The sequence below is a fragment of the Mycobacteroides sp. H003 genome, assembly GCF_001440135.1.
Taxonomy (GTDB): domain Bacteria; phylum Actinomycetota; class Actinomycetes; order Mycobacteriales; family Mycobacteriaceae; genus Mycobacterium; species Mycobacterium gwanakae.
Window position 1 is genome coordinate 1,504,792 of record NZ_LJYL01000034.1, and the last position, 17,111, is coordinate 1,521,902.

Consider the following 17,111-nt stretch of genomic DNA (forward strand, 5'->3'; position numbering starts at 1 on the left):
CGGCACCTGTCCGGGTAAACCGGCTGGGAATCCGCTGGTGCGGGTCCGTACCCTTGACCTGTGCGCATCCTGGTCGTCGACAACTACGACAGCTTCGTGTTCAACCTGGTCCAGTACCTGGGTCAGCTCGGCGTGGACGCGACGGTGTGGCGCAACGACGACCCGCGACTGGCCGATACCGATGCGGTGGCCGCCGACTTCGACGGCGTACTGATTAGCCCCGGCCCCGGTACACCAGAGAGCGCGGGCGCGTCCATCGCGATGGTGCATTCCTGCGCGAAAACGGGCACCCCACTGCTCGGGGTGTGCCTGGGACACCAGGCGATCGGCGTGGCGTTCGGCGGCACCGTCGACCGCGCACCGGAGTTGTTGCACGGCAAGACGAGCACTGTCGAGCATGAAGACGCCGGCGTGCTGCGCGGGCTGCCAAACCCGTTCACGGCCACCAGGTACCACTCGCTGACGATCCTCCCTGACACCGTGCCCGAGGGGCTTCGGGTGATCGCCCGCACCGCCAGCGGGGTGATCATGGGTGTCATGCACACCGAACATCCGATTCACGGGGTGCAGTTCCACCCGGAGTCGATCCTGACCGAGGGCGGGCACCGGATGCTGGCCAACTGGCTCACCTATTGTGGTGCGCCCCTTGATGAATCGCTGGTGTGCGCGCTCGAGGCAGAGGTCGCCTCGGCGCTGGACGGAGTCAGCGGACGCGTGAGCGCCCTCGGCGGCTGAGGTCTAGCCCGCGCCGAAGCGCAGCTTGATTGGTCCGTTGTAGTTGACCCCGGCACCGGCCGGCGGATCCTGCGAGACCACGCGAGCTCGGTTGTTGCCGTCGGAGGGCACGTCTTCGGTGCTGAGGCCTCCGCCTTGCCACCCAGCCTGATAGAGCAGCGGCTCGGCATCGGTCCAGAACTTGCCCATGAGGTTTGGCATCCGGAACTGACCGCCACCGGAGACCCGGATCTCGATGATCCCGTCCTCAGGGAACATCGTGTTGGCCGGCGGGTTCATACTCAGGATCTGCCCCTTCGACTCGGGGCTGGGAACGGTGATGATAGTGGGCGGTGCGGTAAACCCGTAGTTGGGCAGGTTCTTGATGGCGACGTCGATGTTCTGGCCCACGAGATCCGGTGCCGGCTTCTCCCCTGGTCCCTTACCGACAACGATGGTGATGTTGTTGGTGACCGCCGAATACTGTCCGGCCGGCGGGTTGGTGGCCATGACCCGGCCCTTGTCCTCGGGCAGCGACTTGGTCTCGCTCTGGGTGAAGGTGCCCTTGAACCCGGCGGCCTGCAGCTTCTTGACCGCGTCGCCGAAGCTGAGGCCATGGCAATCGGGCACCTGCTGGCTCTCCGGCCCGATGGACACGTTCAGAGTCACCTCGGAACCGGCCGTCACGGTAGAACCCTTCGCGGGATCGGTGTCGATGACTCTCTCGGGAGCAAGCTTTGAGCTCGTGTTCTTCTGGATCTTGGTCTTGAACCCGAGGTTCTGCAGGGCGGCGACAGCGTCGGCCTGGGACTTGCCCGTCACGTCGGGGACTTGGACATCACGCGAGGGGCCGTTGCCCAAGATGATGGCGAAGGTGACCACCACGGTCAGCACCACCAGTGCGGCAAGTCCGACCAGCCAGCGGCTCAGTGGATTGCGCCGCGATTCTGCGTAATGGCTGGGCAGCGGGTTGGTCTGCGGCCCGGAGGCCGGGTAAGCCTTGGTGTTGGAGGGAGTGCTGAGCATGGAGCTGCGCTCGGCGTCGGTGAGAACCTTCGGGGCCTCCGGCTGCTCGCCCTGATACACCCGCATGAGGTCGGTGCGCATCTCGGCAGCGTTCTGGTACCGGTTGTCGGGATTCTTCGAAAGTGCTTTGAGCACAACCGAATCAAGGCCGGGTGGAATCTCGGGGTTGTGCTTGGAGGGCGCAACCGGATCTTCACGCACATGCTGGTAGGCCACCGCGACAGGTGAATCGCCGACGAAAGGCGGCTCGCCGGTCAGCAATTCGTAGAGGACGCAGCCCAGGGAGTACACGTCGGAACGTGCGTCCACGGTTTCGCCGCGCGCTTGTTCCGGCGAGAGATACTGCGCGGTCCCGATGACCGCCGCGGTCTGGGTGACGCTGACGCCGGCGTCCGACACGGCCCGCGCGATCCCGAAGTCCATCACCTTTACCGCGCCGGTCTTGCTGATCATGATGTTGGCGGGCTTGACATCACGATGGATGATGCCGTGCTGGTGACTGAAGTTGAGCGCCTGGCAGGAGTCGGCGATGACCTCGATCGCCCGGCGGATCGGCATGGGGCCGTCGTCCTTGACGATGTCGCGCAGGGTGATGCCGTCGACGTACTCCATGACGATGTACGGCAGCGGCCCGGTGGGTGTCTCGGCCTCGCCCGTGTCGTAGACGGCCACGATCGCCGGGTGGTTCAGTGCGGCGGCGTTCTGCGCCTCCCGGCGGAAACGCAGATAGAAGCTGGGGTCCCGGGCCAGATCTGCGCGCAGCACCTTGATCGCGACGTCACGGTTCAACCGTTGGTCGCGCGCCAGGTGAACCTCGGACATGCCCCCATAGCCGAGGATCTCCCCCAGCTCATAGCGGTCCGAGAGGTGCTGCGGAGTGGTCATTACGGTGATTTCGTCCCAGTGATCGGGTCCGGTTCGGCGACCGGAAGCAGAGCCACGATATTAGCTGGCGCAAGCGCTCCTGGCGAAGCTGAAGCCGGACTTGAGGGTGCCTCGCTGCTGGGCGTCGTCGCCGATGGGAGCGGCACGTCATTCTTCTGCTCACTTGCTCGCAGCAGGATGAGCGCCGCGATGATGATCGCGAAGATGCCCAGCACCGCGGCCGCCCACATCAGGGCCTTCTGGCCGGGCGAGAACGTGCCACGCCGGGGCGGTGGCGGCCGGTGTGAGCCCGTCGGCGGTCGGGTGCGGGAGGTGGGCGGGGCAACCCGGCTGGGTGTCCCCACAGCAGGCCGCACCTGCGTGGCGGGCGGGATGGCCGCCGGCGTGGCCCTGCTGATGGTCGGCGCCTGGTTGGGCCGGGGTGGTCGGCGACCGGCACGCACTGCCGCCACCGCATCGGCGAACGGGCCGCCGCTGGTGTACCGATTCTGCGGGTTCTTCACCAGCGTGATCTCGATGAGCTCGCGCACGTTGGGGGGTAGATCGGCGGGCAGCGGTGACGGTGTTTCCTTGATGTGCTTCATCGCGACCGTCAGAGCGCCGTCGCCCGAGAACGGGCGCTTACCCGAAACTGCCTCGTAGCCAACAACTCCCAGTGCGTAGACATCGCTGGCGGGGGTGGCGTCGTGCCCCAGGGCCTGTTCGGGGGCGATGTATTGGGCGGTGCCCATCACCATGCCGGTCTGGGTGACCGGGGCGGCGTCCACGGCCTTGGCGATGCCGAAGTCGGTGAGTTTCACCTGCCCGGTGGGCGTGATCAGGATGTTGCCCGGCTTCACGTCGCGGTGCACCAGGCCCGCGGCGTGCGCGACCTGCAGGGCACGCCCGGTCTGCTCGAGCATGTCCAGCGAGTGACGCAGCGACAGCCGGCCGGTGCGCTTGAGTACGGAGTTCAGCGGCTCGCCGTGGATCAGTTCCATGACCAGGTAGGCGGTGCGGCCTTCACTGTCGATGTCGGTTTCGCCGTAGTCGTACACGCTCGCGATGCCGGGATGGTTGAGCATCGCCACGGTGCGTGCCTCGGCACGGAACCGCTCGATGAACTCGGGGTCCGACGAGAACTCGGCCTTGAGCACCTTCACGGCTACCTTGCGGCCCAGGCGGCTGTCGGTGCCCTCCCAGACCTGGCCCATACCGCCGGTAGCGATGAGCCGCTGCAACCGGTAACGGCCCGAAAGCGTTTCTCCCACACGAACTGTCATGAGGCCCCCTGTAGTGCTGCGGCAATGACCTGCCGCCCGATGGGTGCGGCGACGGAGCCGCCGGTGGCCGCCAGGGCGCGGTCTCCGCCATCTTCGACGAGTACCGCGATGGCCACCTTAGGGGTGACCACCGTGGCTTGAGGATCCGATGTGGTGCTCGATGCCGGTGCGAAGGCGATGTACCACGCGTGCGGTGGGGTGTTACGCGGATCGGTGCCGTGCTCGGCGGTGCCGGTCTTGGATGCGATCTGCACGCTGGGGATGGCTCCGGTCTGTGCGGTGCGCTGTTCTGAGGCAATCATCAGTTCGGTCAATGTGTTCGCGATAGCGGGTGTCACGGCTTGGCCAATGTCATCCGGGGTGGTGGTGGACAGATTCGAAAGGTCTGGGCCCTTAAGGCTATCGACCAGGTGCGGCTGCATCAGCACACCCTTGTTGGCAACGGCCGCGGCGACCATCGCGTTCTGCAGGGGGGTCACCGCGACGTCCTTTTGCCCGATGCTCGACATCGCGACGGCCGCGTCATCGGACATCGACCCGACGGTGGAAGTAGCCACCTGGAGTGGGATGCCGTCGATTTCGTGGTCGAGTCCGAATGCTTGCGCGGCCTTGACCAGCTTGTCGCGCTTGAGTTGTTCGGATCCGAGTTTGGCGAAGGCGGTGTTGCAGGAGCGCGCGAACGCCTCCTTGAGGGTGGTGTTGTCGCCACCGCCGCAGGAGGTCCTGTTGTAGTTCTCCAGGGTTGCGTTGCTACCCGGCAGGAAGATGGTGGGGGACGCGGTCACCTCGGTGTTGACGGTCTTGCCGTCGGCCAGTGCCGCGGCGGTGGTGATGACCTTGAAGGTCGATCCCGGTGGGTAGGTCTGCGAGATCGCGCGGTTCAGCATCGGCTGGGCGGGGTCTTCCTGCAGCTGCTTCCAGGCCGCGTTCTCCTTCTCGGAGTCCTGGCTGGCCAGCAGATTGGGGTCGTAGGAGGGCGTCGACACCATCGCGAGGATCTTTCCGGTGGAGGGCTCGAGCGCGACCACCGAGCCGCGGCAGCCGTTTTTGCAGCCGTGCTGCATGGCGTCGTAGGCGGCCTGCTGCACATCGGGACGGATGGTGGTGACCACGCTGCCGCCACGCGGATCGCGACCCGTGAAGAAGTCTGCGAGCCTGCGGCCGAACAGCCGGGGATCGGATCCGTTGAGCACGCTGTCCTCGGCGCGCTCCAGCCCGGCGCTGGAGTAGTTGAGCGAGTAGAAACCGGTGACGGGCGCGTACACCAGTGGATCGGCGTACTGCCGCAGGAACCGGAAGCGACTGTCGGTGGCCACCGAGGAGGCGAGCAACTGCCCGCTTGCCGATATCTGCCCCCGCTGGCGCGAATACTCGTCGAGCAACACCCGCTGATTGCGGGGGTCGGCGCGCAGTCCGGGTGCCGTGAACACCTGGGTGAGAGTGGCATTGGCCAGCAGCAGCACGACCAGTCCCATGACGACGAGAGACACCCGGCGGATCGATGTGTTCATACGCGATCGATCAGTTCCGTCCGGGCCTCCGCGATGGGGGCGGCGTTGGGTGCGGAGGTGGTGGTGAGCGGTCGCCGGGCGATATGCGAGATGCGCAGCAGGATGGCCAGCAGCACGTAATTGGACACCAGTGACGAGCCGCCGTAGGAGATCCAGGGCGTGGTGAGCCCGGTCAGCGGAATGAGTTTGGTGACGCCGCCGACGACGATGAACAGCTGCAGCGCCAGCGCCGCCGAGAGGCCGGAGGCCAGCAGCTTGCCGAAGCTGTCGCGCACCGCCAGTGCGGTGCGGAAGCCCCGGACGATGAGGATGGTGAACACGAGCAGCACTCCGGCCAGGCCGACCAGTCCGAGTTCCTCACCGATCGCGGCGATGATGAAATCCGTTGAGGCAGCGGGAACTGTGCCCGGCTGACCGTTTCCGAGACCGGTGCCGAAGATGCCACCGGTGGCGAAGCTGAACAGCGACTGCATCATCTGATAGCCGTTGCCATCCGCATCCGCGAAGGGGTCGAGCCAGGTTTCGACCCGCACGCGCACATGTGCGAATAAGAAGTACGCCAAGAACGCGCCGACGACGAAGAGGCCCAGGCCGATCAGCACCCAGCTGATCCGTGCCGTGGCGATGTACAGCACCGTCAGAAATGAGGTGTACAGCAGCAGCGAGGTACCCAGGTCCTTCTCAAAGACCATGACGCCCACGGAGATTGCCCACACCGCGAGCAGCGGGCCCAGGTCTCTGGCCCGGGGCGACTCCACGCCCCAGTAGCTGCGGCCGGCGGTGCGAAACAGGTCGCGTTTGGTCATCAGGAAGGCCGCGAAGAACACCAGCAACAGGATCTTGGCGGCCTCGGCCGGCTGAATCGACAAGAACGGCAATTCGATCCAGATCTTGGCGCCATTTCTTTCCGAGGCCGAGGACGGCAGCAGCGCGGGGATGGCCAGCAAGACGATGCCGACGATGCCGAAGGTGTAGCCGTACCGTGCCAGCACCCGGTGATCCTTGACGACTGCCAGGATCCCGACGAGCGCGGCGACACCCACCAGCGTCCAGAGCACCTGCGCGTTGGCCTCCACAGTCTCGGAGCCATCGCCGGCGGCCGCTTTCGCCAGGTCCAGGCGATGAATCATCACCAGCCCGAGGCCGTTCAGCAGGGCGACACAGGGCAGCAACAGCGGATCGGCGTAGGGGGCGTAACGGCGGATTCCCAGATGCGCCAACGTAAACAGGACGAGGTACGCAAGACCGTACTTCAGTAGATCCCAGGAAAGACCACGCTCAAGGTTGGCCTCGACCAGGATCAGGGCCACGGTGGTGATCGCGGCGGCGAACCCGAGGAGCCCCAATTCCGCGCTACGTCGTGTGGATTGGGGCGGTGGCGAGGTGCCTGCCCCACGGGCCACTACAGCGGTTTGGGGCGCCGTCGTCATGACACGGTCCGGCAGGTGACGCCCGGCTCTTGTGGTGGCGCCGGCAGTGGCGCCGGCGCGGGGGTGGATGTTGTGGTCTGCGTGGTGCTTGCGCCGGGCGTCGCCGGAGACGTGGGCGCGGGCGACGGCCGCGTGGTTGTGGTCGTCGTCGTGGGGGATCCGGACGTGGCGGACGGGGAGCGACCCGCGGTGGTCGGTGCGGGCGGCGCCGTCTTGGGTGCGGGGGGTGCGCACGGGGGCAACGCGCTCTTGGTGAGCTGACGTAGCTGGCCGATGGCCTGGTCGAGAGTGCCGCCGGGTAGGCCGGTTTCGACCTGCTGACGCTCCGACGGACGCAGATCGGACACCTTGAAGTACTTGCAGGACAGGCTGGATGCGGACTCGCCGTAACTCACCAGCGACAGGTCGCCCCGGCTGTCGAGGCAACCCACGAGGTCCGGCCGCTGCAGCCGATAACCCAGGAGCGAGCCCTGGACGCCCTGCATGATGGAGACGTTGCCTTCGTAGGCGCTCACGTAATAGTTGTTGAGCACCACGCGGCGGCCGATCGCCAGACCGGCCAGCGCGATCAACACCACGAGCACCGCCGCGATCAGCCAGCGGAGCCGACGTTTCTTGGGCCGTGTGGCTTCGGAATCGGTTGTGTCACTATCGGATTCGTCCGGAGTGGGCTCGGGTTCTTTGAGGGCGCGCTGGATGGCGGCGGCCCGTCCGGCGGCAGTGTTCGGCGGAGGGGTGTCGGTGTCTGAATCGGCGGATATCGCCCCCGCCACGATCGGGCGGGTTTGTCCGTAGTCCAGCTCCACGACATCGGCGACTACGACGGTGACGTTGTCGGGTCCACCGCTGCGCAGCGCCAGCTCGATGAGCCGATCGGCGGCGGCGGAGACATCGGGGATCTCCAACGCCTCGGCGATGGTTTCGTGGCTCACCGGATCGGACAGTCCGTCCGAACAGAGCAGGTACCTGTCACCCGCCTGCGCCTCACGGATCACGAGAGTGGGCTCGACCGGTGCGCCGGTGAGCGCGCGCATGATGAGCGAGCGCTGCGGATGGTTGTGTGCCTGTTCCGGAGTGATGCGACCCTCATCGACAAGGGTCTGGACGAAGGTGTCGTCCTTGGAGATCTGCGCCAGCTCGCCATCACGCATCAGGTATGCGCGTGAGTCGCCGATATGCACCATGCCCAGCCGCTTGCCGGTGAACAGGAAAGCCGTCAGCGTGGTGCCCATGCCGTCGAGCTCGGGCTCGGCGCGCACATGGTCGGCGATCGCCGCGTTACCGGAGTGCACCGCGTCGGCCAGCGTATCGAGCAGATCGCCGCCGGGCTCATCGTCGTCGAGTGGGGCCAACGCCGCGATGACCAGCTGTGAGGCGACTTCACCGGCGGCATGACCGCCCATGCCGTCGGCCAATGCCAAGAGGCGGGCACCGGCATAGACGGAGTCCTCGTTGTTCGACCGCACAAGTCCGCGGTCGCTACGCGCTGCGTAGCGAAGCACCAGTGTCACGAGCGCAGCTCGATCACTGTCTTACCGATCCGTACCGGCGTCCCCTGGGGAACCCGCAGCGCCGTCGTCACCTTCTCCCTATCCAGATATGTGCCGTTGGTCGATCCTAGATCCTCGACGTACCAATCGGCCCCGCGTGGCGATAGCCGCGCGTGCCGCGTCGACGAGTAATCGTCGGTGAGCACCAGTGTTGAGTCGTCCGCCCGGCCGATCAAAATGGGCTGGGTGCCTAGGGTGATCCGGGTGCCGGCCAGGGCGCCCTCGGTCACCAACAGGTACTGCATCTGCCGCCGACCCGCCTTCGCGGGACTGATCGCACGCAGGTTCAAACCACGATTGGCCATCAGTTGACCGGTGGGGGCGTAGATATCGGTCCGCAGTATGCGCAGCACCGACCAGATGAACACCCACAACAGCAACAGGAACCCACCGCGGGTGAGCTGGAGCACCAGTCCCTGCATCCGGTTGTCGTTCCTCTCGCTGGTCCATCGCGCCTCGGCGAGGGTGTCCGGAAGACCGGACATATTCGGCAGGGCAACGATACTTGGCCGGGTTACCCGCCGGGGCTCGATACGTGCAGCCTGTGTCGAACGCGGCGTTGCGGGCGCGGTTCTCCTGTTCCCTACTGGACCCGAACGATGATCTCGGAGTGGCCCAGCCGGATGATGTCGCCGTCGGCCAGCTGCCATTCGGTGACCGGCGCGTTGTTGACGGTGGTGCCGTTGGTCGAATTCAGGTCCGACAGCAGCGCGGCATGCCCGTCGAAGCGCACCTCGAGGTGGCGGCGTGAGACACCGGTATCGGGCAGACGGAACTGGGCGTCCTGACCACGGCCGATCACATTGGTGCCCTCACGCAACTGATACGTGCGTCCACTGCCGTCGTCCAGCTGCAGCGTGACGGTGGTGCGACCGGCACCGGCACCGCCTCCAGTGGGGGCGCCGTAGTCGGGGCTGCTCTGATAGCCGCCGTGCTCGTAGTCGCCGTACTCGGGCTCGCCGTAACCACCCTGAGGTGATCCGTATCCGCCCTGCTGCGGCGGAGCACCGTAGCCACCCTGCTGCGGGTAGGCCGGGGGACGGCCGTAGTCCTGGCCGGGAGGCGGACCCTGCGGTGCGCCGTAGCCGCCACCCTGCTCGTACTCGCCGTAGTTGGGACGGGGAGGCTCGCCGTATCCACCCTGCTGAGGCGGGGCGCCGTAGCCGCTCTGCTGCGGAGGTGCCGGGGGACGGCCGTATTCCTGACCGCCGCCATAGCCGCCCTGCTCGTAGCCGCCACGGCCGCCTTGGTCGTATCCGCCCTGCTGCGGCGGGCGCTGCTGGTAGCCGCCCTGCTCGTAGCCGGCCGGCGGACGACCGTAGTCCTGGCCGTACTGCTGGCCCTGTCCATAGCCGCCCTGGCGCGGGGGGTATCCCTGGTCACCCTGCGGAGGCTGCTGACCACGTGGATCCTGTTCGGGACGTCCGTAGCGGTCGTCCTCTCGGCCGTACTCTTCGCCGGGGCGTCCCTGCTGGGGACCTGGGTTGTCAGTCATGGATGCTCCTGGTTGTGGATCCGGGGTCGAAGGGGCAGTCGTCACGGCGCCGTGCGTACGGTCCCGCTTGGTGTCGGGATTGACCACACCGCGCGTGCGAAACTGGCCGGTGTGCAAGTTCGGTGATTGTTCGAATCGGACAACAACTTCACCATACGTTTGCCACCCCTGATCGCGAATATATTCGCGCAGGTGTTCGGCGAACGTGTCTGCGTTGAGATCGCGGTCGTCGGCCGCCTTCTCGTGATCTCCGGTGCTGAGGAGAACAAAGAACTCGTTGGGAGCCAGCAGCCGTCCCTGGCCCGCTGACCGGACGCCGTCGGCGGCCTCGCGACGCAGTGAGGCCTGCACTTCCTGAGGGACGATGCTGCCGCCGAACACGCGGGCGAAGGCATCGCCGACCACGTCTTCTAGCTTGCGCTCGAAGCGTTGGACAATTCCCATGCCTCCTCCTTTCGGCGGTCGCGTGGCAGTTCTGAGCGCATGACACAGCGCTCCGCCACGAGCGGATCTCGAGTAGATCGTATCGGTTTGATGATCGTCGGCACCCACTCCTCTATTACGAGACGACATCGTCTTGGCACCAAGAGGCCTTCTATGCTCGCCATTTGAGAGGATTGACGTGTGTGCGCGGGCTCTGGCGGGCTGTTCGCGGTTCCAAGATGAGGCCGGGAGCGTGATAGGCTCTCGCGGTCGTTGGGGCGAGTGGCGGAATGGCAGACGCGCTGGCTTCAGGTGCCAGTGTCCTTCGGGACGTGGGGGTTCAAGTCCCCCTTCGCCCACAAGTGAGTGGGCCAAGAAGCCCAGCGACAGAAGGCCGGAAACCCGAGGGTTTCCGGCCTTCTTGTTTGTTGGTAGAGACGTCAGGTTCGGGCAGCCGCCGCGTACGGCGGTCGGCGTGGGTGCCGCACGCTGGCGCCAGAGTATTTGCTGCAACGTTTCCCGCACAGGCCGTCATTCGAGGCTGCTGCTGTAAGTTGATTCGTAGTGTGTTTCCTATGATTCGGGTCCTAGGGGGAAGAGATGCCCGATTCGTCCTTAGGCGACGAAGAATCTGAACACCGCGAGCCGCCACCGGTGCGCGGCGCCGTTCGCTGGCAGGAGCCAGGTATCACCCTGCCGCGGCCGCCCACCGTCGCCGAGTCACGGGCCCGCGACAAGGCGCGCCGGACGCGCGAAGCCGAGCGCAGGCTCGCAGAGGTTCAGGCTCAGAAGGCCGAGGAACGGCGCCGGACCCGCAACCACGTCCTGATGGGTTCGATGGTGGTCGCCGGTATCGCGGCGGTGGTGGCCGTGGGTTACGCGGTGATCGACCGTGATGACGACATCGAGGCGACCTGCGTGCAGGACGGCTCCAATGTCGTGGCCCCCGAGGAGTACTGCGAGCGGGGCACCGCTTCGTCCTCGGGCGGCGTGTTCATCTACGCCGGTTCGCCCTATCGCTACTACTACGGCGGACACAACCGAGGTATCGGCACCATCGCGACCGGCGGCAGTGTGGAGCTGCCCAGGGGCACGAGAGCCAAAACCAGTTCGGGCACCACCCTCACCAAATCCGATAACTCGGGCAGTGTTTCCCGGTCTCCGTCGGTCTCGCGAGGTGGCTTCGGATCCAGCAGCTCGGGAAGTTCGGGAAGCTGATGCGCCGTGAGCATGCGCGGCCCCGCGCGGGCTGGGAAGAAATCGTGGCCTCCCAAGGAATGTGCTACGGCACACCGGCGCGGATGGCAGACGGCAGCGACCGTCCCTATTGGGACGAGTCGGTGCACTACGTCTTCGATATGGACGAGGTGCTCTCCCTCGAGGCGACCGTGGAAGTACTGCATTCCATGTGCCTGGATGCCGTCGAGCACGTTGTCCTCACCGGGCGCTACCAAGACTTCGGGCTGCCGGAATGGACATGGGAACACATCGAAAAATCTTGGCGCAGAAGAGATCCACACCTTTACGGGCGCTTTGATCTTCGTTATGACGGCCGACGGCCGCCGGTTCTCTTGGAGTACAACGCCGATACCCCCACCTCGCTGCTGGAGGCTTCGATCCTGCAGTGGCACTGGAAGACAGAGGTGTTCCCCGAAGACGACCAATGGAACTCTCTGCATGAACAACTAGTCGCGCGCTGGAAACAGATCGGCAAGCAACTAGCCGGTGCTGAAACACATTTCACGTGGTCATCGGCGGACCAGAGCGGTGAAGACAACGTCACCCTGGCCTATCTCCAGGAATGCGCAGCGGAGGCCGGCATCAACACGGTGGGCCTGCCGATCGAGGACATCGGCTGGGATCACGATCTGAACCGTCTCGTGGATCTGGAAGAGGCGCCGATCGAATCGATCTTCAAGCTGTATCCATGGGAGTGGATCGTCGACGACGACTTCGGCCGCCATGCCCTGGACCTGCTGCCCGAGACGCTGTGGATCGAACCCCTGTGGAAAGCGCTGTTGAGCAACAAGGCGATCTTGGCGGTGCTGTGGGAGATGTACCCCGGCCACCCCAATCTGCTTCCGGCCTACGTCGACAGCCCACACGAACTGACCGAGTACGTCCGCAAGCCAAAACTGGGCCGGGAAGGTGCCAACATCACGGTGGTGGGAGCGGGCTATGAGACGGCCACCGGCGGCGTCTACGGTGAGGAAGGCTATGTCTACCAGCTGCTGGACCCGTTGCCGGAGTTCGACGGTATGAGGCCGGCCCTGGGTGCCTGGATTGTCGGCGACGAATCGGCAGGGCTGGGTATCCGGGAGACCGCAGGCCTGATCACCGACGACGGCGCCGCGTTCATTCCACACCGGATATCACCTCAGTAGCGACACCCGAACACGAGAGATGGGGACGGCAACCATGAGCGCAGCAGGGTACTGGTCGATAGTCGCTCATGGAGCGGCCGCGATCTGGCTTTACGCGGCTGTCGGTTTCGCGATGATGGTCATCGGATTCTTTGTGCTGGACTGGACGACTCCGGGCCCGCTGCGCCAGATGGTCCGCGCGGGATTGCCCAACGCTGCCGTGATTACCGCAGCGGGACTTCTCTCACAGGCATTCGTGATCGTGCTGGCGATCTACACGGCCTCGGGAAACATCACCGAGGGCCTGGTGCGCGCGTTGGTATTCGGGCTTATCGGTATCGCGGCCCAGACGATCTGCATCAGGTTGATCGAGTGGGTGGTGGGTCTGGACGTGGGAGACCTGCTGGCGCACAGGAGGTTCGCACCCGCGACCCTCGTCGTCGCCGCGGCTTACGTGGCCGTGGGTCTGATCATCGCCGCCGCGATTCTGTAGTCCGTACCCGCGGGCCACCTATCGCGCGGTATCCACCCACTCCATGTAGGCCGAACCGCCTACCGGATTACCTTGGTATTCACCGGTATAGCTGTAGGCACCCACGTAGCCCCGGCCATGGCCGTAGCGCAGAGGTGAGTCGACGAGCCCGTCGACAGCGAGAACAAGGTGTCCGTGGTCGTCGCGGACGGTCCAGTTCAGGCGGCGAGGGAGCCGCATGGAACGCCCCTGCTCGTCGATCGTCGGCTTCTCTCGGTATTCGGTGACGTCCATTCGGACATTGGTGTACACCTCGGTGGACTTGCCCAGGACACGTACATGCGCCAGCCGGCAGGCGATGGCACCGCGGGCGCGGACATCGGTGAGCAGCACCTGGGTTCGATTACCCAGATCGATGATCTGATAGGTGAAGAAGTCGATGGGAAGTTTGAGTTGGCTGGGCAGCGCCCGCCGCGTGAGCGACTGATGGCTGAGGAACCGTGCGTACTCGAAGGTGCCGAGTCCGTTGATCGCCGTCGCTCCCGTCGTGTCGGCGATGACGCCCGTGTATTCGGCGAGCAGGCTCAGGTGGTCATAAATTGGGGTCTTGACGAAGTAGGAGACCTGATCGGTGACGGTCAGCTCGATATCAGCTGAAAAGTGTTGGTAACGGCCGCGAACGGTTACCCGTGGGAAATCGACCTCGATCTGTAAGTCCTCTCCCCAGCGCAAGACGCTGCCATCTGGGGCGAAGAGGCAGTCGCGCTGGGAGTCGTAGGCACGGTAGTGATGCTGGTCGCCAGATGCGGTCGAGGACAGGACCGTGGCGGTATGCCGCGCATCGGCGACGGTCAGGTAGTCGTTGTCGAACAGTTCCGCGCCAATCGCGCCGATCAGGGTCATGGTGTTCAGGTACCGATACGGCGAGTCCAGGTCCGGGATGAAGACGCCGTAGTGCGTTGCCGTCCAGGGGCCGCTACTGGCGTGCGGTCGCAAGATGGACTGGTCGGTGAAGGGTTTTCGGGACGCCTCGAGGCGGCGATCGATACGGGGAAGGAGCCCGTCCACGATGAGGCGGGACAGTGCACGGGAGATGGGCTGGCCGTTCATCGATTCCCTCCGTCGGTCATTGCGGCACGCCGAGTCGGTTTTCCGGATTCGGGCCGTAGGACACGGTAGTCGGATATCGCGAATTCCTTGGTGCGGCTCCGGTATTCACTGACCAGACCGGGCCAGTTCGTGGTAACCCGGCCGTTGGGACCCACATACCAGCTTTCGCAGCGTGACCACACACCGCCGCCGAGACGCGCCTGCAGCGCAGCGTCGTGCACGTCTTCGGTGCCGGGGTCGACATCAAGGGCAAGACCCGGGCCGACGGCATTGACGGCCTGGCGGATGTATGCCGCCTGGCATTCGAGCATCGCCACAATGGAACCGGATCCGAGGTTTGTGTTCGGTCCGTACATGAGGAACATGTTGGGAAATCCCGGGACCGCCATACCGAGATAGGCACGTGCGCCCTGGCTCCATTGCTCACGCAACTCGGTGCCGGTGAGTCCGGTGATGGTCACATGATCGAGGAAACCGCCTGCGGCGAAGCCCGTTCCGTAGATGATGATGTCGGCGGCGTGGTGCTCGCCGGTCGCGGATAAGACTCCGTCGGGAGTGATCTCGGCGATCGAATCCGTGATGAGCGTGGCATTGTCGCGGCGCAGGGCGGGCAGATAGGTGTTGGAGAACAGCACCCGCTTGCATCCCAACGGGTAGTCCGGCCAGACCTTGCCGAAAAGTTCCGCGTCGCCACGGGTCTGATATCGCATGAAGGCACGGGACATGCTGGTCATGGCGCGCGATAACAGTGGCGAGTAGTGCAGCACGCCGGTGAATCCTTCGGTGAGTGCCTGCCAGCCTAGGCGTTGCGCGCGCAGGGTGGCGGGAATCCGAGACGCCAGGACATGGTGCAGGCGCGTGAGCGGCGAATCGGGGCGCGGCACGATGTACGGCGCGGAGCGCTGAAAGACCTTGAGAGAATGCACGATCGGAGCGATCTCCGGCACCAGTTGTATGGAGCTCGCGCCGGTGCCGATGACGGCGACGCGTTTTCCGGCAAGGGACACGGTGTCATCCCACTGGGCGGAGTGGAACGAGGGGCCGGCGAAGGATTCACGCCCCGGGACTTCCGGGAGCGTGGGTCGTGACAGCTGCCCGACGGCAGGCACGAGGACGTCGGCCCAGAAGCGGTCACCGTGGGAAGACTCGAGACACCATCGGCCGGCGTCCGCATCAAAGGACGCGGACACGATGGCGGTGCCAAAGCGAATTCGCTCGCGCACCCCGTACTTGTCCGCTGCCGTGCGCAGATACTTCAGAATCTCGGGTTGCGGGGCATACCGCCGTGACCAGCGGGGGTTGGGGTCGAAGGAAAAGCAGTAGTAGGCAGACGGTACGTCGCAGGCTGCGCCCGGGTAGGTGTTCTCGCGCCAGACGCCGCCGACGTCTTCGGCTCGCTCGTAGAGGGTGACGTCGTGGCCCGCGGCAAGGAGCTCGATGGCTGCTGCCAGGCCCGAGAAACCCGCACCGATGATCGCTACTGACGTCATTTCAACCGCCTCTCTGCGTTGCGACGGCTTTCGGCGTCACGAATTGACCGCTCGGTAATATATGACTAAGTGACCGTGCGGTCAATCCTTTCGTTGGTGTGAATCGCGAGCACAGGTGGCATGCGTCAGGAACGTGCGAGGGCACTCCGCTACCGTCATACGCGTGCAACCCGTCCGGTCCGGCAGCAAGGGAATGCCCCGGCAGGAGCGGGAGCAGTGGATCTTGACTGCCGCCGCGGACGAGTTCGGGGAATCGACCTTCGTGGCGTCGAGCATGAACGGGATCGCTGCCCGTGCCGGGGTATCGAAAGCCCTCGTATTGGCCTATTTCGGGTCCAAAGAAGATCTCTACGTCGCGTGTGTCGAAAGGGCCGGGGAGCGGCTGGCCGCGGCAATCGGCGGTGCGCTGTCCGGATCGTCCGCGGGTAAGGAGGTCGCTGAATCGGTGTTGACGGCGATCTTCGCCACCTTGGAGGACCGGCGCAGCGACTGGCCGGTTCTCTACGACAGAACAGTGCCCCGCGGACGAGCCCGGGATGCGGCTAGGCGCCAGCGAACCGTACTGCGTGAACAGGCCGCAGCGGCGGTGACGGAGGCGCTCGGTGCCTTGGGCCTGAGTGATGAGGATGACCTGTCGGCCGCGACGCTGGTCTGGGAGAACATGGTTTCGGCCTTGGTGCAGTGGTGGTGGCACCACCCCGAGCGGTCGGCCGATGAGATGGCGGCGCGTGCACGGAGAGTTCTCTCGGCACTGTCCGACCGTCCGGTTGGGTGATCCCAACGCCGGAGGCGCGACGGGGGCGTCGTTGCTAGTGACTTGCGCCACAGTGGTCCGGTGATTCGCGGAGCCCTAGCCGTTAGCGCACTAGAGAGATTTTTCTAGACCGAGGGCGTAATAAGCGCAGTTCACACCCAAGCGCGGGGCGTCAATGGGGCCGAATATCGATTCCAGCAACCTATAAGTTTCTAATTGAAACAGCTCAGTACTAGTGAATCAGCATTGAGCGAACTATCGACAACAGTGTTAGGCGATGCTAATTTCCCTTTATGCGGTCATCGATTCGCAGGGTTGGTCGATCACCAATGATCTTTACAGCTACTTCAAATCGCCTGCAGGTGAGGACGTTTCCTCGTGCCGGTGCGCGCAGATGCGCCCAGGCCGCGTCTTCGCTCATCAGTGAGCATGCTGCTCAGGGAAGGGAGTACCCACGATGAATCTGAATGTCATTCCGGAAGGTCTGCTTGCCACTAGTGCTGCGGTGGAGGCGCTGACCGCGCGTTTGGCGGCCGCACATGCTGCTGCCGCGCCGGTGATCGGTGCGGTGGTACCGCCGGCGGCCGATCCGGTGTCGTTGGAGACCGCGGCCGGTTTCAGTGCCC

General features: G+C 65.1%; 15 protein-coding genes and 1 tRNA gene. 7 read left to right on the forward strand and 9 right to left on the reverse strand.

Annotation, left to right across the window (positions count from 1 at the left end):
* Positions 1-60 precede the first annotated feature (60 nt).
* Positions 61-735: an aminodeoxychorismate/anthranilate synthase component II gene (locus AOT87_RS27245; protein WP_057966660.1), complete on the forward strand. Its 675-nt coding sequence runs from the start codon at positions 61-63 to the stop codon at positions 733-735.
* Positions 736-738: 3 nt separating this feature from the next.
* On the opposite strand, the gene pknB is transcribed toward AOT87_RS27245, so the two are convergent.
* From pknB to AOT87_RS27280, 7 genes are all read right to left on the reverse strand, one after another.
* Positions 739-2,625 (reverse strand): Stk1 family PASTA domain-containing Ser/Thr kinase, encoded by a 1,887-nt coding sequence (gene pknB, locus AOT87_RS27250; RefSeq protein WP_057966661.1) that lies wholly within the window; start codon positions 2,623-2,625, stop codon positions 739-741.
* Positions 2,625-3,887, reverse strand: a complete 1,263-nt coding sequence (locus tag AOT87_RS27255) for a serine/threonine-protein kinase (RefSeq protein ID WP_030098145.1) — start codon at positions 3,885-3,887, stop codon at positions 2,625-2,627. Before AOT87_RS27255 ends, pknB begins: the two co-directional genes overlap by 1 nt.
* Positions 3,884-5,398, reverse strand: a complete 1,515-nt coding sequence (locus tag AOT87_RS27260; RefSeq protein WP_030098146.1) for a penicillin-binding protein 2 — start codon at positions 5,396-5,398, stop codon at positions 3,884-3,886. Before AOT87_RS27260 ends, AOT87_RS27255 begins: the two co-directional genes overlap by 4 nt.
* Entirely contained in the window at positions 5,395-6,828 is a 1,434-nt protein-coding gene (locus AOT87_RS27265; RefSeq protein ID WP_057966662.1) for an FtsW/RodA/SpoVE family cell cycle protein, read from the reverse strand. Before AOT87_RS27265 ends, AOT87_RS27260 begins: the two co-directional genes overlap by 4 nt.
* On the reverse strand, positions 6,825-8,339 hold the full coding sequence (locus AOT87_RS27270; RefSeq protein WP_030098148.1) for a PP2C family serine/threonine-protein phosphatase: 1,515 nt from the start codon (positions 8,337-8,339) through the stop codon (positions 6,825-6,827). The genes AOT87_RS27265 and AOT87_RS27270 overlap by 4 nt, the downstream gene beginning before the upstream one ends.
* Positions 8,336-8,800: an FHA domain-containing protein gene (locus AOT87_RS27275; protein WP_030098149.1), complete on the reverse strand. Its 465-nt coding sequence runs from the start codon at positions 8,798-8,800 to the stop codon at positions 8,336-8,338. Before AOT87_RS27275 ends, AOT87_RS27270 begins: the two co-directional genes overlap by 4 nt.
* 161 nt (positions 8,801-8,961) lie before the next feature.
* Positions 8,962-10,317 (reverse strand): DUF3662 and FHA domain-containing protein, encoded by a 1,356-nt coding sequence (locus AOT87_RS27280; RefSeq protein ID WP_057966663.1) that lies wholly within the window; start codon positions 10,315-10,317, stop codon positions 8,962-8,964.
* Between the two features lie 255 nt (positions 10,318-10,572).
* Between AOT87_RS27280 and AOT87_RS27285 the strand changes: the two genes are divergently transcribed.
* From AOT87_RS27285 to AOT87_RS27300, 4 genes are all read left to right on the forward strand, one after another.
* Positions 10,573-10,655, forward strand: a tRNA-Leu gene (locus AOT87_RS27285).
* A 241-nt stretch (positions 10,656-10,896) separates the two neighbouring features.
* The gene (locus AOT87_RS27290) at positions 10,897-11,514 is read left to right on the forward strand and encodes a hypothetical protein (protein ID WP_030098151.1); all 618 of its coding nucleotides are present in this window, start codon (positions 10,897-10,899) and stop codon (positions 11,512-11,514) included.
* The gene (locus tag AOT87_RS27295; protein ID WP_030098152.1) at positions 11,514-12,680 is read left to right on the forward strand and encodes a glutathionylspermidine synthase family protein; all 1,167 of its coding nucleotides are present in this window, start codon (positions 11,514-11,516) and stop codon (positions 12,678-12,680) included. Before AOT87_RS27290 ends, AOT87_RS27295 begins: the two co-directional genes overlap by 1 nt.
* 34 nt (positions 12,681-12,714) lie before the next feature.
* The gene (locus AOT87_RS27300; protein ID WP_057966664.1) at positions 12,715-13,152 is read left to right on the forward strand and encodes a DUF350 domain-containing protein; all 438 of its coding nucleotides are present in this window, start codon (positions 12,715-12,717) and stop codon (positions 13,150-13,152) included.
* A gap of 18 nt (positions 13,153-13,170) precedes the next feature.
* On the opposite strand, the gene AOT87_RS27305 is transcribed toward AOT87_RS27300, so the two are convergent.
* Together AOT87_RS27305 and AOT87_RS27310 are read right to left on the reverse strand one after the other, a co-directional pair.
* On the reverse strand, positions 13,171-14,241 hold the full coding sequence (locus AOT87_RS27305; protein ID WP_057966665.1) for a DUF6670 family protein: 1,071 nt from the start codon (positions 14,239-14,241) through the stop codon (positions 13,171-13,173).
* The gene (locus tag AOT87_RS27310; RefSeq protein ID WP_057966666.1) at positions 14,238-15,731 is read right to left on the reverse strand and encodes an NAD(P)/FAD-dependent oxidoreductase; all 1,494 of its coding nucleotides are present in this window, start codon (positions 15,729-15,731) and stop codon (positions 14,238-14,240) included. Before AOT87_RS27310 ends, AOT87_RS27305 begins: the two co-directional genes overlap by 4 nt.
* Positions 15,732-15,924: 193 nt before the next feature.
* Here AOT87_RS27310 and AOT87_RS27315 point away from each other — a divergent pair, with 193 nt between their 5' ends.
* The gene (locus tag AOT87_RS27315; protein ID WP_057966667.1) at positions 15,925-16,506 is read left to right on the forward strand and encodes a TetR/AcrR family transcriptional regulator; all 582 of its coding nucleotides are present in this window, start codon (positions 15,925-15,927) and stop codon (positions 16,504-16,506) included.
* Positions 16,507-16,942: 436 nt separating this feature from the next.
* Positions 16,943-17,111: PE domain-containing protein (locus AOT87_RS27320; RefSeq protein ID WP_131727335.1), on the forward strand; the 169-nt coding region annotated here is incomplete at its 3' end.

Bases quoted from the DNA above. Each gene is read 5' to 3' on its own strand.
- AOT87_RS27275 (WP_030098149.1), bottom strand. From the start codon at position 8,800: ATGCAGGGACTGGTGCTCCAGCTCACCCGCGGTGGGTTCCTGTTGCTG.
- pknB (WP_057966661.1), bottom strand. From the start codon at position 2,625: ATGACCACTCCGCAGCACCTCTCGGACCGCTATGAGCTGGGGGAGATC.
- AOT87_RS27295 (WP_030098152.1), top strand. From the start codon at position 11,514: ATGCGCCGTGAGCATGCGCGGCCCCGCGCGGGCTGGGAAGAAATCGTG.
- AOT87_RS27300 (WP_057966664.1), top strand. From the start codon at position 12,715: ATGAGCGCAGCAGGGTACTGGTCGATAGTCGCTCATGGAGCGGCCGCG.
- AOT87_RS27290 (WP_030098151.1), top strand. From the start codon at position 10,897: ATGCCCGATTCGTCCTTAGGCGACGAAGAATCTGAACACCGCGAGCCG.
- AOT87_RS27315 (WP_057966667.1), top strand. From the start codon at position 15,925: ATGCCCCGGCAGGAGCGGGAGCAGTGGATCTTGACTGCCGCCGCGGAC.
- AOT87_RS27265 (WP_057966662.1), bottom strand. From the start codon at position 6,828: ATGACGACGGCGCCCCAAACCGCTGTAGTGGCCCGTGGGGCAGGCACC.
- AOT87_RS27255 (WP_030098145.1), bottom strand. From the start codon at position 3,887: ATGACAGTTCGTGTGGGAGAAACGCTTTCGGGCCGTTACCGGTTGCAG.
- AOT87_RS27305 (WP_057966665.1), bottom strand. From the start codon at position 14,241: ATGAACGGCCAGCCCATCTCCCGTGCACTGTCCCGCCTCATCGTGGAC.
- AOT87_RS27260 (WP_030098146.1), bottom strand. From the start codon at position 5,398: ATGAACACATCGATCCGCCGGGTGTCTCTCGTCGTCATGGGACTGGTC.
- AOT87_RS27310 (WP_057966666.1), bottom strand. From the start codon at position 15,731: ATGACGTCAGTAGCGATCATCGGTGCGGGTTTCTCGGGCCTGGCAGCA.
- AOT87_RS27280 (WP_057966663.1), bottom strand. From the start codon at position 10,317: ATGGGAATTGTCCAACGCTTCGAGCGCAAGCTAGAAGACGTGGTCGGC.